Origin of the sequence: Methanocalculus sp. (genome assembly GCF_030651615.1) — an archaeon.
In the GTDB taxonomy this organism is placed as follows: Archaea; Halobacteriota; Methanomicrobia; order Methanomicrobiales; family Methanocorpusculaceae; genus Methanocalculus.
In genome coordinates this window covers 1-20,672 of the sequence record NZ_JAUSCG010000053.1, presented here as the reverse complement: position 1 = coordinate 20,672, position 20,672 = coordinate 1, and the positions used below count along the sequence as shown (strand labels likewise).

The window sequence follows — 20,672 nt, the reverse complement described above, 5'->3', positions numbered from 1 at the left end:
CGGCTCTGCTGCACTCACAAAGACATCATCAAGCGAGAGCTCTTCGATCAGATCCTTTGTCTTCTGGTAATCATCAGCTGACTCACCCGGATATCCAACAATAAAACTTCCGGCAACCTTCAATCCATGCTTCCGGCAGCGCTTCACAGCTTCTCTCACCTGTCCGACAGTAGCCCCTTTCCGCATCTTCTTCAGGATATCCTCGCTCCCCGACTCAATACCAAAGAAGACCCAGCCGATCGTAGAATCACGGATCGCATCCAGTACTTCATCGGTGATGCAATCAACCCGTATATCCGGGGATGAAAGATTCTTTGGCCCCATTATCCCTGCAATACCCTTCAACAGATCGACAAAGGCAGGAACATTCATCCTGCCATGCTCAGATGCATAGAGTGAGCCGGTTCCTCCTGATATTGAGATACGATTCGCACCGGCATCCTTGAATGCCTGCACCTCGGTGAGGATATCTTCAATACTTCTGCTTCGGATATCCTGACCAAAGTATCTGGGCACCTGGCAGAACCCGCATCCTCCAATACAACCGCGATGCGTCTCGATATAGACATTTGCACCCCTGACTTTTTGATCTTTAATATCAGATGGGATGAGAGGTAAAGGGCGTTTCATTGAAGACGGGGATGAAGGGCCGGTATAGAGCATTCCTTCTTCACCCATATATCCAATTCCCGGAATATCGGGAGATGGACCATTTCTTACCAGAAGGGGTGTGGTCACCTCCCCCTCGCCAACAACAACAGCATCAGGAGCTAATTCCCCAAGTACCATTGCCGGGTGTGCAGAGACAGGGCCCCCCACATAACACCTGCCACCTCTCTTCCGATGAGATGCGATGAGATTTTTGATGCGTTCATCCATGAGATGCTGAGTGGAATAGAGCGAAATGACAAGTATAACATCTGCCTCTGTTTCTTCGATTGAACGTGATATGGATACCTCATGACCATGTTCCCTGAGTACTCCACCGATCACCATGGCACCATAGGTGACAATATCCGGAGAGATAACCTTGACCTGCATGTTTAGAGATTTATGAAAGGACAAAGGCATAAACACACTGCCTTGTTAGTACGATCGATACCTTTTTGACTTTATGCGCATATGAGTAAATATTACCAAAAACAGGTGATAGATAATGCCAGGATTTGACAGAACAGGCCCCCGTGGAAAGGGACCGATGACAGGACGGCGGACGGGACGATGCGTTACCCCGGCAGCCGATGCACAGGGTGCAGTACAGAATGAATTGCCAAACCTCGGCCTCGGCAGAGGCGGTCTACCTCGTGGAGGTGGAAGAGGATTAGGCAGAGCGTGGGTACAACGGCGATTTGTGTAAACCGATAAAACACAATGGCAATGGAAAGACAGAAGAGTTATTCACATACTCCCAGTGTAATATGTTCAACTCCCTGCTCATTGCCATACTTTTCCCCCTCCCCTCTTCAGATAAAAAAATCAATTTTCTAAATTGATTATTAAATATGAGATCTGATATCATCATAGATCCATAGAAAGTTTTAAGTATTTGTGCGCATATGAGTATATATTACCAAAAGAACAGGTGATAGATAATGCCAGGATTAAATGGAATGGGACCCAACGGAATGGGACCGATGACAGGACGGCGAATGGGGCGATGCGTTACCCCGGCAGCCGATGCACAGGGTGCAGTACAAAATGAAAAGCCAATCTTCGGCCTCGGCAGAGGCGGGATCCCGTGTGGATGCGGCAGAGGATTTGGTGGAGGAAGAATGCGGGGAGGAAGATTCACCCAACCCGGTAACCAGACAGAGGTGCAAGAGTGAAGATCGGAATCGCAATGGACGGGACAAGAGTGTCAGAACATTTCGGACACTGTCAGAAGTATGCAATATTCAATGCTGAAAACAGTATGATCATACGGGCTGAAGACCTTGACAGCCCAGGTCATGAACCGGGAAAACTTCCAAGATTCCTTGCAGAACATGGTGTAAACCTTGTCATTGCAGGTGGTATGGGTCCCCGTGCCATTGACCTCTTCCACGAGAACGGAATTGATGTCATCCTTGGAGTCGCCGGAGATGTTGATTTCGTCGCACAGGAGTATATACGCGGAAATCTCACACCCGGAGAGAGCACATGCCATCACGGCTCTGAAGAAGAATGTGGATCCGAAGAGAAGGGATCGGTCATCTGCGTAACAGCAAAAGCTCCAGGCATGGATGCTGCTGTTGAAGAACGATTTGGTCGCGCTCCCTTCTTCACCTTCATCGATCTGAAGACAGCGACAGTTGATTCTATTCCAAATGCCTTTGCTGATGCATCAGGCGGGGTAGGCCCCCGGGCAGTTTCTGTTGTCATGGAGCATGGCGCACAATTCCTTATCACCGGACAGATGGGAGGAAATGCCGCTGAAGCACTTACTGCAAGCGGAATCAAGGCGTACTCCTATCGGGGCGACGGTACTGTCGCTGATGCAGTGAAAGCGTACCTTGCCGGAAACCTGACGAAATTAGCCTGATCTTTGTGTCTTATGAAGATCGTGATCGCAAGCGGAAAAGGAGGGACTGGCAAGAGCACAGTGGTAGCAAATCTTGCATATTCACTCGCAGAAAGACAGCCGGTCACCGTTGTTGATTGTGATGTGGAGGAGCCAAACCTCCACCTCTTCTTCCCCGGTCCTTCAGAGGACCTCCCGGTAACCGTCCGCATCCCGGAGATCGACATAAAAAGATGCAATTTCTGCGGAGCATGCGGAGATTTCTGCCGGTATGGTGCATTGACCATCTTTAAGGACCGCCATCTCTTCCTCCCGGAACTCTGCCATTCATGCGGCGGATGCCAGTTAGTCTGCCCCATAGGTGCCATTCATGAAATTGACAGAGAGATCGGAGTGGTGCAATGCAGAACGCCATCACCCTCACTGACCCTGATCAGCGGAGTGCTGAATGAAGGGGAAGTTCAGGCACCTTCTGTTATTAAAAAGGCAAAGAGTCTCGCAGAAGGTTGCCCGCTCATTCTCTATGATGCATCACCAGGGATCGCCTGCCCGGTCATTGAGACGCTGGAAGGAGCAGATTTTTGTATTCTGGTGACCGAATCAACACCATTTGGCCTTCATGATATGGAACTTGCATATCGTGCTGCAAAAGAACTCGGAATTCCGGCGGGGGTTGTGATTAACAGAAGTGATGGAGAGGATGAAGCAATCCAGAACTTCTGCGCAGCTCATTTGATACCAGTGCTAATGACGATCCCATTTGATCGCAAGATTGCAGCCATACAGAATGCCGGAGGGCTTATCACCCATGAGCTTCCTGAATGGAAGCAACGGTTCACCGAACTCTTCCGGAAGACTGTCGCACACATGGAGGTGGTTACGTGATCCGGATTGCTGTCATCAGCGGAAAAGGAGGTACCGGCAAGACGATGGTCACCTCTGCACTCGCAGATATCAATACAAAAAAACAGGTACTCGCAGACTGTGATGTTGATGCTGCAAACCTTGAGCTCCTGCTTTCACCTACGCGGCTCACTACAGAACCGTTCAATGGTCTTGATGTAGCACGAATTGATCCCACCCTCTGTATCGGTTGTGGCATCTGCGCCAATTCCTGCGCCTTTGGTGCAATCAGTATGAAGGATGACTATGCAATTGTACATCCTATTCATTGTGAGGGATGCGGCCTCTGTTGTTATGTCTGTCCAGAAGGTGCTGCTCTGATGGAACGGAGAGTCTCCGGAGAGATCTATACTTCTACAACAGACTGTGGTCTTCTTGTTCATGCCCGTCTCTTTCCGGGTTCGGGCACTTCAGGTCTTCTCGTCCATGAAGTTAAGAAGAGGGCACTGACCATAGATCCTTCAGCCGAGGTACTCCTCGTTGACGGACCACCCGGTATCGGCTGCCCACTCATCTCAACAGTCAGCGGGATGAATGCGGTACTGATCGTAACAGAACCGAGCGTCTCTGCCCTTCATGACGCAAAACGCCTGGTAACAGTCTGCCGAAGATTTGATCTCCGTATCCTTATGCTGATCAACCGGTTTGACCTGCTTGACCAGATCACCCGGGAAATTGAATCATATGCTCGAGAAGAGAAGATCCCAATCATCGGGAAGATCCCCTTTGATCCAGCAGTTGTGACAGCGGTCAGGCAGGGTATCCCGATCACAAGAACCGATAGTCCGGCATCAAAAGCATTCTTAACGATCTGGGATCAGATCAGATAGGAACTTGAGATCTCATGACACTACAGGACGAGAGAGGGTGTTGCGGGAAGCGACGCGGTCGGCCACGTGTTGCCCGCACAATCGATAATGAAGGAAGATTTCGGTGCTTTGCACCTCTCTGCGGAACCAGAACGATAAGTGACCAGCAGATTCTCCTCCTTCCTGAAGAACTGGAAGTCCTGAGGCTTGTTGATCTCCTCGGACTTGAACAGGAAGAGGCTGCAAACACCCTTGGAATCTCAAGAAAAACACTCTGGCGTGACCTGCATGAAGCCAGAAGAAAAGTTGCCGATGCACTTGTACATGGAAAGACCATTCGAATCCTCGGTTGTTTGCGGCAGGGTGCGGAAGAATGCCCTCCTGACAGACAACCGGTATAATTGGGTCAATACCTCATATTCAACTTTTTTTCATCGTACTATCAGCAATTCCTGCATAATTTATGTGGAGAGTGTCAAATATCTTAAGATACATATGGTAATTCATGCATCGCGCGGGAGATATACCTGAGTTATTCCTTGATCACACGATAATACGAAGACGGATTAGATCCATCACACCAGAAGAGTCTGAGCTACTCTTCAATGAGTTGATTCTTCATACAATCTTTCAGAGGAGGATAACGACCGACCCCGCATTCCGATGGAGCATCTGCACAACAATCGCTTCAGATGCAGAGACATCAGAGATGCTTCGCCGCGCAATTATTGATACGATGAGTGATCGAAAAGATCACGCTGAACAGAGTTCTTTTAAAAACTCCACAATAACCGATTGCCAAAACACTATCTGCACCCTCTTCTCAGATGAAACCGCACTCCCTCTCCACTACTGGGAGACTAAATGGGCAGGAATGATCTACCAGACGATCGCATATCCAACTGCAATCCAGACATCACCACCTGAAAGGCAGGGATTACTCCATCCGATGGATCGCGCGATCATCTCGGCGTTCATGCAGGAGAAAGATGCAGAAACATTCTCGAAAATTACCGAAGATCTATCCGCTTCAGATCCCCTCACAGATGCCATCACCGATGTTGCATATCGATGGTTTTTGGCATTATCATATGATGAACAACTCTCTATCCTGAATAAGACGTATCCCGAAGATGGATGGACACCTCTCATCCGGACACTCAGCATGTTTGAACAGTCCACCGATGCCCTGATTGATGGAGCCAGGTACTGTTCTGCGACACATCTCATTGAAGCTGCCCGCGAACTCTATTCATATGCATTATCCAGAACAGAAGATCCGGTGCAAAAACAGATCTGTTACAAAGAGATGGGGCTGTTATCGCGGAACCTCGGAGATGCGGAACGTGCCTTTCCGGAGTTTCAGTCAGCTCTTGAAGCTGCCCGTGAAGTGAAGGGCAGTGATGCAGGATCGTTCAACGATGAACTCATCTACCTCTGCGAAGTCGCAGACAGGCTTGGTCTTTCTCAAGAGGGCGATGGGATGTATGATCGTCTCATCAGGATCGCTCACAATCTATATGGAGAGGAGAGAAGACGTCTGCTCATCCAGATAGCAACCTCATGCAGACGATCCGGATGGTTTGACCGCGAGTATGCGATCATCGAAGAGTTGATCGGAGAAGAAGATCTCAACAACACAGTCCTCTCCCGGCTGGATACACTCAACAGATCAATGCAGAGAGACGGAACCCTGAACCATGCACTTCTCAAAGACCTTGAGGCAGGAGCAGAAGCTGAGTACACACTCATTCGAGGCATCCTCGCCTTCGGTGCTTTTCAGTTCAATGACGCCCTCACATGGTTTAAACGATCGGTCACTGTAAAAAACCGGCCTGACACCCGTCTCTGGGTTGCACGCGCCTCATGGTATGCAGACATCCGGGATTTGCATAGTTCTGCTGGTAAAGATGATCTCCTCGAAACCCGTATTATCCGCAGAATACTTGAGACACAGAGCATTCAGGATGCAGCGGAAGTACTGATTGCGGATGGAAAAGAGGATGGAGAAGAGTATGATGGTCTTCTTATCCTTATTGAAGCAATGAGAGGAGACGATCTGACCGACCGGATATCTTCATTGACAGAATTGATACAGAAAGCTTCAGTTGCACAGAGCAAGAAGACATACCTCCTCAGAATCACCGGAAAAGTACTCTCTGAATGTGGGATTAAAACTGCAATTACACTCTTTCGAAGAGCACTTAAGACTACAACAGATAAAGAGTCACGTGCACAGCTCCTCTCTGAGATTGCGTACTGGCATGAAAGTCAGGGGCAGATTACCCGGGCACTGGATGCATACAACCATGCGGTATCAGTCGTCACAAAGTTTCCCGGAGCATGGTATGGACTTGCCCGAATGCATGCACAGAATGGGGAGTTTGATGCAGCAATGGAATCCATCGATACAGCTCTTGGTTTAATGCCAGAGAACGAAGAATATCATCTTCTGAAGAGAGATCTCACCATGTTGAACGATACACAGGATCTTGATCAGGAGAGAAAACATCAGATAGATATCCTTGACAGACATCTCTTCATCTGGGGCGATCATGTACCTGAAACATTCATAAGGCGGTATCAGAACCTGATCATACCAGACACTGATGAAAGGCTTTCTGAGAGAGACGATAAAGCCGGACCTGTTATGAGATCAAGGGGAGACGTAATTCAGGTAAGAAACGGTGTTCTGCACGATCTAATAAAATAAAAAAAAAGACGTGAGGAGAATGAAACGGCTTATTATCATCATTGTCATTGCTCTTGCATTCTCTGTTTTCTATACCATCGGAGACATACCAGGGGATCAGATTCAATCAGAAGATCCTTATGCAGCACCAGACAGTCGGTTGTCATTACTCGCAATCCTTCCTCTGACCGGTGATGATGTAATGCTTGGATCTGCCCAGCAGTATAGTATCAGGAGAGGAATGATACAATCACAGGATCACCCAATTACTCTTCATTTCGCAGACTCACAAGGGGACCCGGAGATAGCCGTAAACATACTTCTGGATCAGATGGAGAGAGGGATTATCCAGGGTCTCATCGTCTCGGGAAGAGAAGTAAGTGAGGCAATCATCCCTTATGCTGAGGAGTATGGCATACCGATGGCAATAATAGCCGCCCCCATTCCTCCACAGGAAGATGAGGGGAAGAGATATATCATCAGGTTTACTCCTCCCATAGAGACTGAGATTTCAACACTTGAACCATTTCTTGCAGATTATACCGATATCGCTGTCCTCTATCCCGACACTGAAGAGGGGATGGAACTAGCCACCCTGATGCAGGATCTCTCAAAAGGAAGGAACGTGAGGATGGTTGAATATAACCAGACTGATGAAGATTTCTCAGCACTCATACGGCCTCTTCAGGCTATGCCACCAGAGATCTATATCATTGATGGTGTGGTGAAGGTTAATGCACTTATATCAGCAATAAAAAGCCGTGGGGCCAATCCGGTAATCCTCGTATCTGAGCGGAGCAGTATAGTACTCAGGATAGAATCCCCTCATCTGGCAGAGGGAGTCTTTGTCCTCACACCCTCGATGTCACAAAGCCATCCGCTCTTTTCTGAGGATCTTATGATGCAATTCAAGAGCCCTATTAGTAGTATTGCCGAGGCATTTGATGCAGCCAATACCCTGTCATCACGCATATCCTCCTGTAATGGAGAAGCCGAATGTGTTGTAGGATGGTACTGGAACCGGGAGTATGAAGGTGCACTCGGGAACGTTTGCTTCGATGAGGAGAGGAGAGCCACGTATCGGTTTGAGATAGTCCAGATCCGAAACAGAGAGACTGAAAGTGTTAAAGCGATCACCGCACCACCGATGTCCGTCTACATTCTGATCGATTCCGGCTCCAAAGAAGACTGGTTCATTGATGAGGTGAAAAGAGGAATCGACCCCGCTCTTTCAGTGATCAATTCACCTGCAACGATAACACTCCCTTTAGCGATGAGTAGCGGTATTCCATCCCTTTTTGATGCACAGGTCACAGTCCTCTATGACAGAGAACCACCGGACAAGGCAACCGTGATCGGAAAAGTAACCATCACCCCGGATGGCAGAACCACGATATCAGCAGATGGTACTGAACCTCAAATATCAATTGGCATTGATAACGAGGCGTACATCACCAGGTGCTTTACTATTCCTGACATCAGAAAACAGACCGGAGGTGGCAATAAAACCATATCAATCCTCTCAAATGGAGCATATGAAGAAACTATTGAGATTGTACGAACTACAGCGAACTCTTTCGGATACACAATAGGAACAGATCTTACCTATCAGGATGAACACGGGATCAGAGATGCCATCAGTACAATCATGATGAGCAACCCTGATGCCCCCCTCTTCGTCTCTGCAGGCACCCCACACGAAGCATCACTGATCATTATGGAGTCACGGGAAGCAGGCTATGCTCCGGATGCAATCTTCACCATCGGTGATGCCTGGAGATCAGATTCATTCATCAGGAACACAGGCCTCTTCTCCGAAGGGATCATGGCCGCCACCATCTATAGAAGAGAGAGTGTCAGTGAATCCCAGACGATCCGTGATGTAAATTCACGTATGGTCCGGCAGACGGGTAGAGAGGTAAACGACATCTCTGCGCGCGCATTCACAGGTATCATGATGATTGCCGAAGCAGCAGAGAGGGGAGGGGATACAGATCCCTTCGCAGTATCAACAGCCCTCCAACAAAGTCGGATGACCACCGAATATGGAGCACTGTATGACGGATCAACATATGTAGCCCAGATAAGATCCGGAGTATACCGGATCGTACAGTAACAAGACTGTCCGACCATACGCCTTGTAAGAGAGAGATGATATAATCAAAAAGAGATACGTACAGGATGGCACGTGAACTGACACCCTTTGACATCACACTCCTCAGAAAACTTGCACCGGAATGTGAAGACCTCATCTGCAATGGCACCAGAACCGAATTCAGGTCAATTCTGCCACCTCTTGCAAACCATTACTCCACAGACGAACAGGACTTTGTTAACCGCCTTTCACGTTTAAATGATGATGAATTTACATACCTGGTGGGAGAGATCAGAAATGGTCATGAGAGTGTCGGCTGCATCTCTCCACTCTACTTCTCAACCCTCCTCGATCTTGTAACCGAAAGACTCTCAAAAAGAGTCAGTCAGGAACTTGTATCAATCTATGAGAACGATGAAGGGTGTGGATAAGAGTTAGAGAATTATATCCCGCATCTCAAGGACCGAGAGTATCCGCTGCTGCTGCTCTTTTCCCCGGGTGCAGAAGAACTGGTATTTATATCCGACATCACGGTAGATAACGCAGTCAGAACAGATGCATCCCTTCTCCTCATCGGAGATGCAACCATTCCTGCTCTTTCCAAGTGTGCAGAATACACGATCATCTGCCTTTTCTGCACACTCCCGGTAGGTGGGACAGGTAGGGCAGAGACAATGTTTCTTTCGGGTGAGGATGATTCCGGCACGCTCGGCACTACTAAGGATGAGCGGCTGATCGGTCACGAGCGCAATATACTTTTCAAACTTATCAATATCCATTCTGATATCCCTCACCGTCTGAGGGGTGTACCACATTAAAAAAGTATCGTTTCGGGAAGCAATTGAGATCAGGATCTCAACAGTTCATTGATTGCAGTAGAGACGATTTTTGGGAGAGACTCACGTCCAAACGTCTCAGAGCTGAGAACCATATCATAACAGGAGAGATCAGTTATATCAATCCCATAGTAGGTGCGGTACCGTTGTGCTTCTGATCGTTCCCGTTCAATCGTAACAGCAGCTGCGGTATCGCCATCCTGAATATCCCGCTCTGCAATTCTTCTGGCACGGCATTTCGGACTTGCAGTAAGCCATATCCTGAGATGAGCGTTCCCAACCATTCTTCCTGCAAGACGTCCCTCAACGATGATATCATCTGAGTTCATTCCGATCTCTTTCTGCCGCTCATCAATCTGATGATCAATTGACGGGTCGCTCTCGGCAAGCCTGCCAAATGATCCGAGATCCAGATCACGCTCACGTGCACACTCTCGAAAGACCTCACCTGCGGATATGAATCTGAACCCATATTCAGAAGCGAGGGCTCTCCCAAGAGAGGTGGTTCCACTACCAGGAAGGCCGCTGATCGTGATTCGCATCAGATGCCCCCAATATTGAGAGCTTTTCTGATCACCTGGCTGACGGTCAGCGAACAGACCATATACCAGAGAATCCATGCGGGAATGATCCAGAGTGCCAGATCATTCAGCGCGATGATCCCCTTAAACGGGAAGACAATTGCAGACTGAATAGTCAGTACAGTGCCATTCTCAATCTCATGAAGACTCTGAAGAAGCCAGAAGAAGATCGGGACTGTCACAAGTATGATATATGCCATTGGCTTGAACTGCTGTTGAGACATCTCAAGCTGATCCTTCATCATGGCATCACGTTTTACCTCAAGCTTTTTAATCGCCTTCTCATCCTCTGCCAGTTGTGCCTCGCGGTACTTCATCTGGAAATCTTTCATCTTCGCCTGCACATCCTGCATCTTCTCATAATCGATCGTATACTTCTGAATCAATGATGAGTACAATCCGGTCAGGGCTGAGAGAAAGAGGATGACAACGAAGAATGGAAGCCCAAAGGTATCGGAGAGAGGTCCAAGTGCAAGATCTAATATCCCGGCAATACCGTTACGCACCCACTCAACAGCATATGCCATCATCAGGCCAAATGCCAGAATGAAAGCGATATACATCCCATACTTCTTCAGGTCTATCATGTCCAAACTCCCGGATTATTTCAGGATAGTTACTAGCGCTTTAACACCATGTTCAAGAAGATGATCAGCATTTGTAACAAATGCAACGGTGCAACCGGTTAACATCGCATATGCTGCGGCAAATGAACGGTTCATCTGCTGGTGTTCACGAATTGAGGCTGCCCCTTCCATATCCCGGACACGGGATGTATCGGAGAGGCGTCTGAGAAGAATCTGATCATCATCAGTTTCAACAAGGACGATGGTGTCCGGCATCAGGGCAGTGAGCACCCATTCCGGAAGACCGGCAAGGTAACCTGCCGGTGTCTTCACCGATGCATGAGTATCGATGATGACATTCCCATCGATTGCTGCAATCTTTTCTGCTGCCAGCTTCTGAAGGCGTTTCTGAATTGTGCGATCGAGTCTCCTCATCTGATCGCGATCCTGAGCAAGCCCCTCTGCGCAAGCCACCTCAAACATAAAAGAACCGAAGTTGATGTTCTGGTAAGGAACACCAGCTTCTGAAAGGCTCTCCATTGCCTGCGTGATCACCGTCGTCTTTCCGACACCGGGAACACCTGTTATGATAATCTTCTTTCCTGCCATGCTGTTTTCACTCCTTTCCAAAGAATGACCGCATAAACGGATACATCTCCATAATCTGCTCGCTTGCGATCTGCTCATACAAACGATAGACGATACTGACCGTCAGCAGCAGACCGGTTCCACCAACTGCACCTATCACACCAAAGAGGTTTGCTGCAATCGAGAGAACACCAACAAAGACACCACCAATGACGGTGACTCGTGGAATATACCTGTCAAGGTACCGCTCAAGCACCTGCGGACTGCGGCGATATCCGGGAATATGCATACCACTGTTCTGAATCTGGCGTGCGACATGACTTGAATCAAGACCTGCAGTCTTCACCCAGAAGAGAGCAAAGATTGCACCGCCGACGACCATAAAGATGGTATCGATCCCAAGACGAATTAATACCTCCCACGGCGCGTGGCCAAGATCGCTCATCCACCACATCCAGTCCTGAGGAGTGTTGATCGGAGCAAGGAAGTACATAAGACCGTCAATTGGTTGCGTTCCGTCAAAGTTACCAAATATGGTTATGCCCACGCTTGAGAGGAACATACCAAACATCTGGATATTTGCCTGGAGGACACGGACAAGGATCATCGGAAGCACACTGGCATAGATGAGTTTTACCGGGAATTTTGCCCTGGAACCCCTGACATTTGCATGAGCAAGGGGGATCTCGATCCGTGTCGATTCGACATAGACGATCACGAGGAAGATGACAATGGTCGTTATCAACGCAATGATATCAGCTGTAAAGTACTGAAGGAAATTTCCTCCGTCAAATGCGATTGCAAAGAGACGCGGGAAGAAACCAATTGGGTAGGGATCAGTCACCGGCAGCCAGTTAAAGAATCCGTTGATAAGACCCTGTGAAATACTTGCAACGATGAAGAGCCCGACACCTGATCCAATACCCCATTTCGTCACCACTTCATCCATCAAAAAGATCAGAACACCACCAAGGCAGATCTGAAGGAATATCAGGAGGGATACTGCAAAGAGGCTGCCTCCAAAGAAGGCAGCAGCTATTACCGGATCCGGCTGAAGAAATCCGCCAACCAGATTTGGTGCTGCTTCAAGGATGATCATCACAAAGATGAGCATCTTCTGCATACCCATGTACATAACCTGCCCACGGGCATCAGACGTATCAAGGGGAATCAGGTCAGCACCTTTCAGAAGCTGAAGGACGATGGAAGCCGTAACAATCGGACCAATACCAAGATGGACAATTGATCCGCTTGCACCGGCAAGGAGTGCACGATAGAACTCAAAGATATCCATTGAGTCCGGCGCAAGTCCGAAGACCGGTATGTTTGTCAGAACAAAATACAGAAGCAGAATAGCAGCGGTCCATATCAGCTTATTTTTAAAGTGGACATGCCCTTCAGGTGCCTTCACCGCCGGCATCTTTGCCAGCAGAGGCTCCATTCGATCCAGCAGCTCTCCCATAGGTCACCAAAAAAATGTTAGAGGGCCAATGCCTGGCCACCGAGCTCTTCGATCTTTGCTTTTGCACGTTCAGAGAAGGTATCTGCAGAGATATTCATCTTATGATGAACCCTGCCTCCTCCGAGGATCTTCTCGATACCGAGATCCCGTGCATCGAGGACGACAACACCGGCCTCCTCGCGTGCGATTCCCTGCACAACCAGCATGGGAATCATCTGGTCGATCTCACCAATATCGAGGACCGTTGGATCAACAGACGTCGGTGAGACGAATCCATGTTTACCTTCACGCTTGCCAAGAAGATGGAATCGGGTGAAGTTATGGTCACGCCATCCTGCGGCTCCACGACCTCCCCTGTTTCCAGCACCACGACGGTTCTTATGAGTTCCGCCGCCGCATGTTCTTGATCCACGATATTTTGATCGCTTATTGACTGGCATTCCCAACTCACCTCATCTTATACAGAAGAGAGTTAATCTCCCTGCCATAATAACCGAGCGCTCCACCCTGGTTAAAAGTCCGCTTGATGGTCTTATAACCCTTTCTTGGTGGATGCATCCGGAGTACCGGTTTTAATTCCGGAATATCCTTCTGCTTGACTTCACCATGTGTGAGTGCTTCGGCAAGTTCACTGACGGACGCATACGATGATGCGCTCTTCAGATATTCATCCGTTAAGGGTTTGTTGCCAAGAAGGCGGCCGCGAGTCCTGAGAATCGTCTCAAGAGTCTCTGCGTTGACCTCTCCATAGGCAACAAAGTCCTTCACTTTTCTGATCATCCCGAGGTACTCAGGAGTCTCAGGGATGAGGACACAATGGTTGATGTGGTGGAGACGAAGCATCTTCAGCGTCTCTTTAATTTCGTGGCGGGTATTGACAACGCCGCGCACCTGCACGACTGCGTACATTAGTGCCGCCCTCCCCCAATACGAACCATATTCGTCGCTTTCAATGCCTCATACGTTGCTTTGGCATAGTTGATCGTTGTCCGGGTGTTGCCTTTGCTCATCGACCAGACATCTCTGATACCTGCAAGACCAAGCACCTTCTTTCCAATCTCACCGGTCACAAGGCCGATACCCTGTGGTGCAGGCTTCAGGGTGACAACGACACTGCCTGCCTTTCCTTCAACCTGCATTGGGATCGAGTGGACATTGCCACATCCACATTCCCAGCTTCCACAACCTCTCCGTACCTTGATGATATTCAGTTTGGCATTGACAATCGCCTTTCGTATTGCTGTGCCTACCTGAACATCTTTTCCCTGACCAAAGCCGATGAATCCATCGCGGTTTCCAACAACAACGACAGCACGGAATTTAATCCTCCTGCCGGAGTCGGTCATCCTCTGCATCATATCGATGGAGAGGACCTCATCACTGAGATCAGGGAGGAAAATATCGACGATACCTGCCTCTTTGATCGGGTGTCCACTGGAGAGCACCTCGTCAAGGGTTGAATATTCACCTGCGACGACTGCTTTTCCAAGGCCGGTGACAGGGATCCATTCTTCGCGTTCCATTGCCATGTCACTCAAGCTCCTTCATAATGGCATCTGCCACCTCTTCCACATTTGCAACGATTCCGCCGGCCCGATCAGGGGAATATTCGGCGATGTGCACACCTTTGACACGATCGTCGTCAGGGAGGATCTCCTCACCGTACGGGATATCAAAGCCAGCCTCGATTGCTCCTTTCAGAGCTGCAAAGACCCTGGCACCTTTTGTTGCATGGTTCAGACCGATATCAAGGATACCACCTTCATATCCCGCCTTCTGTGCGCGAACCGCACAGAGCATACCGGTGAGGTATGCAGCAGGGGTATTACGGGTATATCCGGTGTATCCGAATTTTGAGAGTTCACCACTGGTTGCTGATACAAGGGTCCGGTCTCCGGTCATCTCTGCAACAATGAGCTGTACGATGATCTGACCTGAAGTTTTTCGAACCACAAACCGTGGCCTTCTTGAGATGATAAGGCGCATCCGCTGATAATAATCAGTCCTACCTTCTTTTCGTCTCCTGAACGGAACGAAATATCGTGCACTTGTCGCCATATCAGTTCACCTTCCCGGTATGCTGTTCAATATTCTGCTTTAAATGGGAGACATTCCTGAACTGGCCACCTGCTGCACGGCGATAGAATTTCCGATAGACCGAACGGTCAATGGAACCGGTATCGCGCATCTCGCGAAGGGTTGTTCTGAGTGCCCGGATCTTCTGAATCCATACCCTCTTTGAGGGTGTACGTGCACCTTTTGCACCCTTTCTCCGACCATGCCCTTTGCAATGGCCATAGGCACGCTTTGCCATCCGGAGGCGTGCCCGTCCACGGCTGACACCTTTCTTCTGGTGTGCTGTGATGGCGCCCTCTTTGATGAGAGCCCGGATATCCTCACGGGATACAGCATTTGCGATCTCAGTAAGCTGCTCGGGATCAAACCAGACACGGTTCTCTCCACAGTCAAGAATCACTGCGGCAATGCGTTTCTGGCTAACGAGATTACTCATCGTCATCCACCTCTTCTTCAACTGCAGGTACTTCAGAGGCAACTGCTCTTGGGTTAAGTACTTTGAACCCACCTGAGATTGCCTTTGCCTGAATAACCATCCGCTTCTTCATGCCGACAGTGCCACCGATCCTGACCGCAGTGGTCTGTGGATCGAGGGATTCAAGTGTAGCTGCTGTCTGCACAAGTGCTTCCTGTAATCCGCATGGATGATAACCTCTGACGGCAACAGGTCCTGCAAATCCTGGGGAGGGGATTCTGCCCTTCGCTTTCTTCTGTTTACGCTGTTTACTCTGACCGCCACGGGGTCTGCGCCATACATCCTCAAGTTTTGATTTGGCTTTCAGGCACTGGCGCTTGAAATCTCCCCGTTTTGCCTGGCGATCCCGAATCAGCTTTTTAATAGCAACCATCTGGATCACGCCTTCTGTACCCTGTATATGCCATCCTGGAAGACCCTCGGATCACGCTTTCTGATCTTTGTAGCTTTCTCAATGTTGGCGGCGGTATTACCCACCTTTTCCTTATCGATACCTGTCACCGTCACCTCATCCGATCCAATCATCACAGTAACGCCGTTATGGATCTTTGCATTCCGGGCCATCTTCTCACCAAGGAAATTCCCGATCTCAAGAATTCCCGGGTGGAGTTTAAGCTGAATCGGAAAGTGACTGTAGACGACCTTCATCGAAAACTCGTAACCAACGGTTACACCGATGCACATGTTGTGAATATGGGAAGCAAAGGTTCCGACCATCGCATAGACAGTCTTTCTTCCAGACCCTGTACTAATCACTACATGTCCATCCTCGATGACGATAGAGATGTTTGGATAGTACATTGATCGCTGAAGTTCACCTTTTGGTCCCTTCACTACAACCATATCTCCACTCATCGAAACCTCGACACCAGCCGGGATCTCGATCTTCTCAATGGTTACCATCTCAGAGCACCTCAGTAGACATATCCAATCAGCTGTCCGCCGATTCCAGCCATTCGCGCCTGTTCATGAGACATGACACCCTGAGAGGTCGTGAGCATGAGAATGCCAAACCCTTTGGCAGGGAGGTACCGTGTCTCCCATGATTCCATGTCTTCGGTCTTTACAGCGAACCGGGGCGATATTGCGCCACATTTATTGATCCTGCCTGTCAGCTGGATCGTAAACTGTCCACCCCGGCCATCGTCAATATATTCGAAGCCGGCAATGTACCCGTTCTCCTGCATGATGCCAAGCATTGCACCAAAGAGCTGGGATGCCGGCTCTACTGTTACCGTAAGCCTTCCAGCATCACCTGCATTTTTCATGGCGCTCATTGCATCGGCAATTATGTTCTGTCGTGTCATAATCCGGCCACCTAGTTCATCTTCTTAAAACCCATCGTAGGGGCCCATTCACGGAAGCACTGGCGGCAGAACATGATATTGTATCTCCGCACAAGTCCCTGCTTGCGCCCGCACATCCGGCACTGGTTACTCCCATAGCCGATCTTCTTCTGGGGGGTCTTCCCCTGCTCCGCCATTATTCAACCACCTCGACGTTGAATCGCTCTTTCATAAACAAAACAGCCTCTTCCCTCTTTACATGCTGCTTTGATGGGAGCTTCTTCTTCTGTGCGGACCGTCTTGCGATCCTGACACCTTTCTTCTCGATGACGACGTTGATATCCATTCCATAGATACCAATCTGAGGATCATAGGACTGACCCGGGTAATCGGTATGCTCTTCGATCCCAAAGCCGAAGTTCCCATTCACATCAAACTGCTGCGGACGGATCTTCTTCTCGATGATGGCAAGGGAGGTCGCAAGGAACTCCTCTGCAACAGCACCCCTCAGGGTAAGTTTACAGCCCATTGGCTGACCTTTTCGAAGACCAAATGCCGGGACAGTACGTTTGGCGATGGTACGGACGGGAGTTGCACCATTACAGATCTCCTTCATCAGTGCCTCTCCTTTGATTAATTTATCGCCACTCTCACCGACACTCATATGGACGACAATCTTGTCGATGAAGAGCTCCTGCATACCGGTCATACGGTTATCCCCCAGATGCCAAGAGATGGCTCATCTTTTCCGACCATGAAGATGTACGGCTCGATCGTCTCAAAGACAGCGCCGGTTGAGAGATCCTCAAGACTGACACGGTTTGGAACGCTCCCTGGAACCGGAATAACTTCACGAATTCTGGCAACTCTACCCGAGTGCTGACCACCGACAACCATTGCGACGTTTCCAACCGCATAGGGGAAGTGTTCTTTAATGGAGAACCTTGCGTCACCATCAACACCAAGTGTCAGGATGATCGAGTCTTTTGGATGGTATGAATCATCTGCAACGAGGTTTGCACCGAAGAGAAGGTTCAACTGGACTTTGCCACCCGGTAATGTCGTCTTGTTTCTGATCTTTGACAGACGGACTTTCGCTGCTACTGCATCGATCTCGGATGTGGCAAACCTGCCACTCTTGTCAAGAAGCATTACATAATGCTTCTCAAGTCGTGGGAAGGAGATGATATCAAAGACACCAAGACCGATATGAGGATCTGTACAGACCTTGCCGTTCACAACAACCTGACGATCATGGAGGATCTGTTTGATCTCCTTCATGTTTCTTGCAAGACCCATCTGATCCCGCATCCAGACTGCAACCGGAATAGCGCCTGCATTATGAGGACCTGGAGAGGTGACCGATACATATTTGCTGACTTTTCGTCCGATCCCCCAGGAACCAGGGGCGACTATACGCTTCATATGTGCCATTATTCCTTCACCCCGATACGTTCCTGACGCTTCGGATCATTGAAATTCAACTTTGTGATCATCACTTTGGAGGGATCAACAGGTCTTGCAACCTCTGTACCATCCGCCTTTTTGACTGTAACGCCATGAACCTGAATCGTCAGGCGTTTCAGATCGATGCCATCAACAACACCGATGGTTCCGGTATGTTCGCCTCTGAGCACCTTTACGGTGTCACCGGTAACTACTCTGACGCGCCGGTGACCGTGCTTTTCACGAAGCTCTGGTGAGAGCATCGTATGGAGGAATGCCCCCCTGAGATGGATCGGTGCATTATACCGAATCTTCCTCTGTTTTCTTGGCTGACTGCTTGCTATTCGCACCATAGGACACCTCAGATGATGATCGTCGCCATGGACGCGATCTTTGGATAGCGTGCGGCAACCTCTCGGGCTACCGGACCTTTAATCTCAGTCCCACGGGGATCGCCGGTCTCATTAACGAGTACCATTGCATTCTCTTCAAACGATACACGGAGACCATTTGGTCTTCTAAACTCTTTCTTCTGTCGTACAACAACTGCTTTTACGAGTTTTTTGCGCATGTCAGGAGTTCCTTTTTTGACAGATACGGTTGCAAGGTCGCCGATGCCGAGTTTCGGCTGACGTCTCCGTACACCATGATATCTGTCAACCGAGATGACCTCGACGACACGCGCACCGGTGTTATCCGCACAGACCATACGCGACCCGGTCTGGAGTGCACGGGGAATCTTAGATCCTAGTGCTCTCATGCGGACTTCACCTCAACAACGACGAAATGCGTTGTTTTGTTCAGAGGCCTGCACTCCGCTACTTTGACCTCGTCCCCAACCTTCACATGAAGGCAGGGGGCGATGTGTGCATGGAGTTTGGAGGAGCGCTTCTCATATCTGTCATACTTCTGAATGAAGTGCAGATACTCGCGCTGAACCACCACAGTGCCTTTCATCTTCTCGCTCACGACTTTGCCGGTAATCACCTGGCCGCGCACCGGCAAAGTGCCATGAAACGGGCAATCATCTTCGTTGCACTCCTGTTCCGGAGGAGCAACATTCAACCCAATGTTTCGTGCCATTAACAACCCTCTATTGTCTGATGCGCATAGTGATCCGCTTCTCAGGCCGCCCGATAATCGTCGACCCGATGAGATCCACCTGCACCCTGTCCGGGAGGGTAACCCGGAATGTACTATATTTCTTCGGAACATGCTTTAATCCGACGGGTGTCTGGATCGAAATCATGTTCCGGGTCTCATCTGCTATGAGACCGGAGATCCCCTCCTGGGCAGGGTTTGCAGCATGTACGACCAGGACGTTTCGTCCAATCAGTTCATGACGGAGAACGTTTCCTGGCGTAATCATACACTTTTTCTTTTATTCTGCTCGGTCTGAATCCGGGCAATTGTTCTTCGGAGTTCACGGATCTGACCCGGATTATCCGGGGCGCCACCTGCACTGACTTTGCCATACTGCTGTATGAGTTCAGTCCGAAGCTTGCTCTCCTGTTCTACCAGTTCTACATCCGAGAACTGAGCAACTTCACGTGCGCGAAATATTGCCATCAGATCTCCTCCCTTTCGTATTTGTCTTCTGGTGAAGAAACTGCCTGAAGTTCACGATCGATATCGTCACCGATATCTTCGATCTCTTCAACCACAATCTCCTGTGGCTGTCGGGGAGTAACAGGCGGGACGATATCAAACTGATCAGGAAGACGCGCACCCGGAGGGATGAGCTTAACCTGAACACCAATGGTGCCAAGCTTCTTGATCGCTACTGCATAGCCTGTCTCAACAAGACTGATTGCGGGCTCACCAGAGTGTTTGATATAGCCCTCAACGAACTTCTGGACACGGGATCTTGACCCGGTCAGTTTTCCTGCAATGATAACTTCACACCCGAGTGCTCCGGACTCCATCACACGGCGGATAACGCTTGATCCTGCCTTTCTGAAGTACCAGCCGCGCTCAAGTGCATTTGCAAGCCTCTCTGCAAGAATCTGAGCATTTAAGTTAGGGTTTGCAACCTGCTGAACCTCAACCTGCGGGGATTCAAGACCATACTCGGTTGCGAGATCGGTTGTGATCTGGCGGACGAGACGGCCACCTTTTCCAATGACAATCCCTGGTTTCTCAGCAAAGATTGTCACCTGGGTTCCGATAGGAGTCCTGAAGATATCCATGCCTCCATATCCTGCCCTCTTCAACTCTTTTGTTAAGAATGCCTCAACACGGACCTTCCGGACACCTTCAGAGATGAACTTCTTTTCAGCTGACATTATTCCTCAACCTCCCTGACGATGACCTCAATCGAAACGGTCTCACGAGCCTTCGGAGTTGCACGCCCCATC

Annotated in this window: 32 protein-coding genes; 9 read left to right on the top strand and 23 right to left on the bottom strand. The window is 49.3% G+C overall.

What is annotated here, in order from left to right:
- The coding region (locus Q7V06_RS02155; RefSeq protein WP_304837390.1) for a methyl-coenzyme M reductase glutamine C-methyltransferase at positions 1 to 1,041 on the bottom strand (1,041 nt) is incomplete at its 3' end.
- Positions 1,042 to 1,156: 115 nt separating this feature from the next.
- On the opposite strand from Q7V06_RS02155, the gene Q7V06_RS02150 reads away from it, so the two are divergent.
- The 9 genes from Q7V06_RS02150 (at position 1,157) to Q7V06_RS02110 (ending at position 9,430) form a co-directional block, all read left to right on the top strand.
- The gene (locus Q7V06_RS02150; protein WP_304837387.1) at positions 1,157 to 1,357 is read left to right on the top strand and encodes a DUF5320 domain-containing protein; all 201 of its coding nucleotides are present in this window, start codon (positions 1,157 to 1,159) and stop codon (positions 1,355 to 1,357) included.
- Positions 1,358 to 1,592: 235 nt separating this feature from the next.
- Positions 1,593 to 1,826, top strand: a complete 234-nt coding sequence (locus Q7V06_RS02145) for a DUF5320 domain-containing protein (protein ID WP_304837384.1) — start codon at positions 1,593 to 1,595, stop codon at positions 1,824 to 1,826.
- A complete protein-coding gene (locus Q7V06_RS02140) occupies positions 1,823 to 2,521 on the top strand; it encodes a NifB/NifX family molybdenum-iron cluster-binding protein (protein WP_304837381.1) in 699 nt (232 codons plus the stop codon). Before Q7V06_RS02145 ends, Q7V06_RS02140 begins: the two co-directional genes overlap by 4 nt.
- Before the next feature lie 12 nt (positions 2,522 to 2,533).
- A complete protein-coding gene (locus Q7V06_RS02135) occupies positions 2,534 to 3,385 on the top strand; it encodes an ATP-binding protein (protein ID WP_304837378.1) in 852 nt (283 codons plus the stop codon).
- On the top strand, positions 3,382 to 4,233 hold the full coding sequence (locus Q7V06_RS02130; protein ID WP_304837375.1) for an ATP-binding protein: 852 nt from the start codon (positions 3,382 to 3,384) through the stop codon (positions 4,231 to 4,233). Before Q7V06_RS02135 ends, Q7V06_RS02130 begins: the two co-directional genes overlap by 4 nt.
- A gap of 14 nt (positions 4,234 to 4,247) precedes the next feature.
- A complete protein-coding gene (locus tag Q7V06_RS02125; RefSeq protein ID WP_304837372.1) occupies positions 4,248 to 4,613 on the top strand; it encodes a DUF134 domain-containing protein in 366 nt (121 codons plus the stop codon).
- A 104-nt stretch (positions 4,614 to 4,717) separates the two neighbouring features.
- Positions 4,718 to 6,925, top strand: coding sequence for a tetratricopeptide repeat protein (locus tag Q7V06_RS02120; protein ID WP_304837370.1), 2,208 nt, complete (start codon positions 4,718 to 4,720; stop codon positions 6,923 to 6,925).
- Between the two features lie 19 nt (positions 6,926 to 6,944).
- Positions 6,945 to 9,020: an ABC transporter substrate-binding protein gene (locus Q7V06_RS02115; RefSeq protein ID WP_304837367.1), complete on the top strand. Its 2,076-nt coding sequence runs from the start codon at positions 6,945 to 6,947 to the stop codon at positions 9,018 to 9,020.
- 65 nt (positions 9,021 to 9,085) lie between these two features.
- Positions 9,086 to 9,430 carry a hypothetical protein gene (locus Q7V06_RS02110; RefSeq protein ID WP_304837365.1) on the top strand — a complete coding sequence of 115 codons (345 nt, stop codon included), beginning with the start codon at positions 9,086 to 9,088 and terminating at the stop codon, positions 9,428 to 9,430.
- A 3-nt stretch (positions 9,431 to 9,433) separates the two neighbouring features.
- On the opposite strand, the gene Q7V06_RS02105 is transcribed toward Q7V06_RS02110, so the two are convergent.
- The 22 genes from Q7V06_RS02105 to Q7V06_RS02000 form a co-directional block, all read right to left on the bottom strand.
- Positions 9,434 to 9,778, bottom strand: coding sequence for a DUF2769 domain-containing protein (locus tag Q7V06_RS02105; RefSeq protein ID WP_304837362.1), 345 nt, complete (start codon positions 9,776 to 9,778; stop codon positions 9,434 to 9,436).
- 68 nt (positions 9,779 to 9,846) lie between these two features.
- Positions 9,847 to 10,377, bottom strand: a complete 531-nt coding sequence (gene cmk, locus Q7V06_RS02100) for a (d)CMP kinase (RefSeq protein WP_304837359.1) — start codon at positions 10,375 to 10,377, stop codon at positions 9,847 to 9,849.
- On the bottom strand, positions 10,377 to 11,003 hold the full coding sequence (locus tag Q7V06_RS02095; protein WP_304837355.1) for a DUF106 domain-containing protein: 627 nt from the start codon (positions 11,001 to 11,003) through the stop codon (positions 10,377 to 10,379). Before Q7V06_RS02095 ends, cmk begins: the two co-directional genes overlap by 1 nt.
- 15 nt (positions 11,004 to 11,018) lie before the next feature.
- The gene (locus Q7V06_RS02090) at positions 11,019 to 11,591 is read right to left on the bottom strand and encodes an adenylate kinase (protein ID WP_304837352.1); all 573 of its coding nucleotides are present in this window, start codon (positions 11,589 to 11,591) and stop codon (positions 11,019 to 11,021) included.
- A 7-nt stretch (positions 11,592 to 11,598) separates the two neighbouring features.
- Positions 11,599 to 13,032, bottom strand: a complete 1,434-nt coding sequence (secY, locus tag Q7V06_RS02085; RefSeq protein WP_304837350.1) for a preprotein translocase subunit SecY — start codon at positions 13,030 to 13,032, stop codon at positions 11,599 to 11,601.
- Positions 13,033 to 13,049: 17 nt separating this feature from the next.
- Positions 13,050 to 13,472 carry an uL15m family ribosomal protein gene (locus Q7V06_RS02080; protein WP_304837347.1) on the bottom strand — a complete coding sequence of 141 codons (423 nt, stop codon included), beginning with the start codon at positions 13,470 to 13,472 and terminating at the stop codon, positions 13,050 to 13,052.
- A gap of 7 nt (positions 13,473 to 13,479) precedes the next feature.
- Positions 13,480 to 13,941: a 50S ribosomal protein L30 gene (locus Q7V06_RS02075; RefSeq protein WP_304837344.1), complete on the bottom strand. Its 462-nt coding sequence runs from the start codon at positions 13,939 to 13,941 to the stop codon at positions 13,480 to 13,482.
- Positions 13,941 to 14,561 (bottom strand): 30S ribosomal protein S5, encoded by a 621-nt coding sequence (locus Q7V06_RS02070; RefSeq protein ID WP_304837341.1) that lies wholly within the window; start codon positions 14,559 to 14,561, stop codon positions 13,941 to 13,943. Before Q7V06_RS02070 ends, Q7V06_RS02075 begins: the two co-directional genes overlap by 1 nt.
- Before the next feature lies 1 nt (position 14,562).
- Positions 14,563 to 15,090, bottom strand: coding sequence for a 50S ribosomal protein L18 (locus Q7V06_RS02065; protein WP_304837339.1), 528 nt, complete (start codon positions 15,088 to 15,090; stop codon positions 14,563 to 14,565).
- 1 nt (position 15,091) lies between these two features.
- Positions 15,092 to 15,544, bottom strand: coding sequence for a 50S ribosomal protein L19e (locus Q7V06_RS02060; protein WP_304837336.1), 453 nt, complete (start codon positions 15,542 to 15,544; stop codon positions 15,092 to 15,094).
- On the bottom strand, positions 15,537 to 15,956 hold the full coding sequence (locus Q7V06_RS02055) for a 50S ribosomal protein L32e (protein WP_304837334.1): 420 nt from the start codon (positions 15,954 to 15,956) through the stop codon (positions 15,537 to 15,539). Before Q7V06_RS02055 ends, Q7V06_RS02060 begins: the two co-directional genes overlap by 8 nt.
- Before the next feature lie 5 nt (positions 15,957 to 15,961).
- Positions 15,962 to 16,486 (bottom strand): 50S ribosomal protein L6, encoded by a 525-nt coding sequence (gene rpl6p, locus Q7V06_RS02050; RefSeq protein ID WP_304837332.1) that lies wholly within the window; start codon positions 16,484 to 16,486, stop codon positions 15,962 to 15,964.
- Positions 16,487 to 16,497: 11 nt separating this feature from the next.
- On the bottom strand, positions 16,498 to 16,890 hold the full coding sequence (locus Q7V06_RS02045; protein ID WP_304837329.1) for a 30S ribosomal protein S8: 393 nt from the start codon (positions 16,888 to 16,890) through the stop codon (positions 16,498 to 16,500).
- Positions 16,891 to 16,901: 11 nt separating this feature from the next.
- Positions 16,902 to 17,066 (bottom strand): 30S ribosomal protein S14, encoded by a 165-nt coding sequence (locus Q7V06_RS02040; RefSeq protein WP_304837326.1) that lies wholly within the window; start codon positions 17,064 to 17,066, stop codon positions 16,902 to 16,904.
- Positions 17,066 to 17,578 carry a 50S ribosomal protein L5 gene (locus Q7V06_RS02035; protein WP_304837324.1) on the bottom strand — a complete coding sequence of 171 codons (513 nt, stop codon included), beginning with the start codon at positions 17,576 to 17,578 and terminating at the stop codon, positions 17,066 to 17,068. The genes Q7V06_RS02040 and Q7V06_RS02035 overlap by 1 nt, the downstream gene beginning before the upstream one ends.
- Positions 17,575 to 18,303, bottom strand: a complete 729-nt coding sequence (locus tag Q7V06_RS02030; RefSeq protein WP_370650795.1) for a 30S ribosomal protein S4e — start codon at positions 18,301 to 18,303, stop codon at positions 17,575 to 17,577. Before Q7V06_RS02030 ends, Q7V06_RS02035 begins: the two co-directional genes overlap by 4 nt.
- On the bottom strand, positions 18,303 to 18,668 hold the full coding sequence (rplX, locus tag Q7V06_RS02025) for a 50S ribosomal protein L24 (protein WP_304837321.1): 366 nt from the start codon (positions 18,666 to 18,668) through the stop codon (positions 18,303 to 18,305). Before rplX ends, Q7V06_RS02030 begins: the two co-directional genes overlap by 1 nt.
- A gap of 8 nt (positions 18,669 to 18,676) precedes the next feature.
- A complete protein-coding gene (locus Q7V06_RS02020) occupies positions 18,677 to 19,075 on the bottom strand; it encodes a 50S ribosomal protein L14 (protein ID WP_304837318.1) in 399 nt (132 codons plus the stop codon).
- Positions 19,072 to 19,398, bottom strand: coding sequence for a 30S ribosomal protein S17 (locus Q7V06_RS02015; RefSeq protein ID WP_304837315.1), 327 nt, complete (start codon positions 19,396 to 19,398; stop codon positions 19,072 to 19,074). The genes Q7V06_RS02020 and Q7V06_RS02015 overlap by 4 nt, the downstream gene beginning before the upstream one ends.
- Before the next feature lie 10 nt (positions 19,399 to 19,408).
- A complete protein-coding gene (locus Q7V06_RS02010; protein WP_304837313.1) occupies positions 19,409 to 19,684 on the bottom strand; it encodes a ribonuclease P protein subunit in 276 nt (91 codons plus the stop codon).
- Complete coding sequence (gene rpmC / locus Q7V06_RS02005) at positions 19,681 to 19,884, bottom strand: 50S ribosomal protein L29 (protein WP_304837310.1); 204 nt, start codon at positions 19,882 to 19,884, stop codon at positions 19,681 to 19,683. The genes Q7V06_RS02010 and rpmC overlap by 4 nt, the downstream gene beginning before the upstream one ends.
- Positions 19,884 to 20,600, bottom strand: coding sequence for a 30S ribosomal protein S3 (locus tag Q7V06_RS02000; protein ID WP_304837308.1), 717 nt, complete (start codon positions 20,598 to 20,600; stop codon positions 19,884 to 19,886). The genes rpmC and Q7V06_RS02000 overlap by 1 nt, the downstream gene beginning before the upstream one ends.
- Between the last annotated feature and the right edge of the window lie 72 nt (positions 20,601 to 20,672).

Bases quoted from the DNA above. Each gene is read 5' to 3' on its own strand.
- Q7V06_RS02150 (WP_304837387.1), top strand. From the start codon at position 1,157: ATGCCAGGATTTGACAGAACAGGCCCCCGTGGAAAGGGACCGATGACA.
- Q7V06_RS02145 (WP_304837384.1), top strand. From the start codon at position 1,593: ATGCCAGGATTAAATGGAATGGGACCCAACGGAATGGGACCGATGACA.
- Q7V06_RS02135 (WP_304837378.1), top strand. From the start codon at position 2,534: ATGAAGATCGTGATCGCAAGCGGAAAAGGAGGGACTGGCAAGAGCACA.
- Q7V06_RS02125 (WP_304837372.1), top strand. From the start codon at position 4,248: ATGACACTACAGGACGAGAGAGGGTGTTGCGGGAAGCGACGCGGTCGG.
- Q7V06_RS02120 (WP_304837370.1), top strand. From the start codon at position 4,718: ATGCATCGCGCGGGAGATATACCTGAGTTATTCCTTGATCACACGATA.
- Q7V06_RS02115 (WP_304837367.1), top strand. From the start codon at position 6,945: ATGAAACGGCTTATTATCATCATTGTCATTGCTCTTGCATTCTCTGTT.
- Q7V06_RS02110 (WP_304837365.1), top strand. From the start codon at position 9,086: ATGGCACGTGAACTGACACCCTTTGACATCACACTCCTCAGAAAACTT.
- Q7V06_RS02105 (WP_304837362.1), bottom strand. From the start codon at position 9,778: ATGGATATTGATAAGTTTGAAAAGTATATTGCGCTCGTGACCGATCAG.
- cmk (WP_304837359.1), bottom strand. From the start codon at position 10,377: ATGCGAATCACGATCAGCGGCCTTCCTGGTAGTGGAACCACCTCTCTT.
- Q7V06_RS02095 (WP_304837355.1), bottom strand. From the start codon at position 11,003: ATGATAGACCTGAAGAAGTATGGGATGTATATCGCTTTCATTCTGGCA.
- Q7V06_RS02090 (WP_304837352.1), bottom strand. From the start codon at position 11,591: ATGGCAGGAAAGAAGATTATCATAACAGGTGTTCCCGGTGTCGGAAAG.
- secY (WP_304837350.1), bottom strand. From the start codon at position 13,032: ATGGGAGAGCTGCTGGATCGAATGGAGCCTCTGCTGGCAAAGATGCCG.
- Q7V06_RS02080 (WP_304837347.1), bottom strand. From the start codon at position 13,472: ATGCCAGTCAATAAGCGATCAAAATATCGTGGATCAAGAACATGCGGC.
- Q7V06_RS02075 (WP_304837344.1), bottom strand. From the start codon at position 13,941: ATGTACGCAGTCGTGCAGGTGCGCGGCGTTGTCAATACCCGCCACGAA.
- Q7V06_RS02070 (WP_304837341.1), bottom strand. From the start codon at position 14,561: ATGGCAATGGAACGCGAAGAATGGATCCCTGTCACCGGCCTTGGAAAA.
- Q7V06_RS02065 (WP_304837339.1), bottom strand. From the start codon at position 15,090: ATGGCGACAAGTGCACGATATTTCGTTCCGTTCAGGAGACGAAAAGAA.
- Q7V06_RS02060 (WP_304837336.1), bottom strand. From the start codon at position 15,544: ATGAGTAATCTCGTTAGCCAGAAACGCATTGCCGCAGTGATTCTTGAC.
- Q7V06_RS02055 (WP_304837334.1), bottom strand. From the start codon at position 15,956: ATGGTTGCTATTAAAAAGCTGATTCGGGATCGCCAGGCAAAACGGGGA.
- rpl6p (WP_304837332.1), bottom strand. From the start codon at position 16,486: ATGGTAACCATTGAGAAGATCGAGATCCCGGCTGGTGTCGAGGTTTCG.
- Q7V06_RS02045 (WP_304837329.1), bottom strand. From the start codon at position 16,890: ATGACACGACAGAACATAATTGCCGATGCAATGAGCGCCATGAAAAAT.
- Q7V06_RS02040 (WP_304837326.1), bottom strand. From the start codon at position 17,066: ATGGCGGAGCAGGGGAAGACCCCCCAGAAGAAGATCGGCTATGGGAGT.
- Q7V06_RS02035 (WP_304837324.1), bottom strand. From the start codon at position 17,578: ATGACCGGTATGCAGGAGCTCTTCATCGACAAGATTGTCGTCCATATG.
- Q7V06_RS02030 (WP_370650795.1), bottom strand. From the start codon at position 18,303: ATGGCACATATGAAGCGTATAGTCGCCCCTGGTTCCTGGGGGATCGGA.
- rplX (WP_304837321.1), bottom strand. From the start codon at position 18,668: ATGGTGCGAATAGCAAGCAGTCAGCCAAGAAAACAGAGGAAGATTCGG.
- Q7V06_RS02020 (WP_304837318.1), bottom strand. From the start codon at position 19,075: ATGAGAGCACTAGGATCTAAGATTCCCCGTGCACTCCAGACCGGGTCG.
- Q7V06_RS02015 (WP_304837315.1), bottom strand. From the start codon at position 19,398: ATGGCACGAAACATTGGGTTGAATGTTGCTCCTCCGGAACAGGAGTGC.
- Q7V06_RS02010 (WP_304837313.1), bottom strand. From the start codon at position 19,684: ATGATTACGCCAGGAAACGTTCTCCGTCATGAACTGATTGGACGAAAC.
- rpmC (WP_304837310.1), bottom strand. From the start codon at position 19,884: ATGGCAATATTTCGCGCACGTGAAGTTGCTCAGTTCTCGGATGTAGAA.
- Q7V06_RS02000 (WP_304837308.1), bottom strand. From the start codon at position 20,600: ATGTCAGCTGAAAAGAAGTTCATCTCTGAAGGTGTCCGGAAGGTCCGT.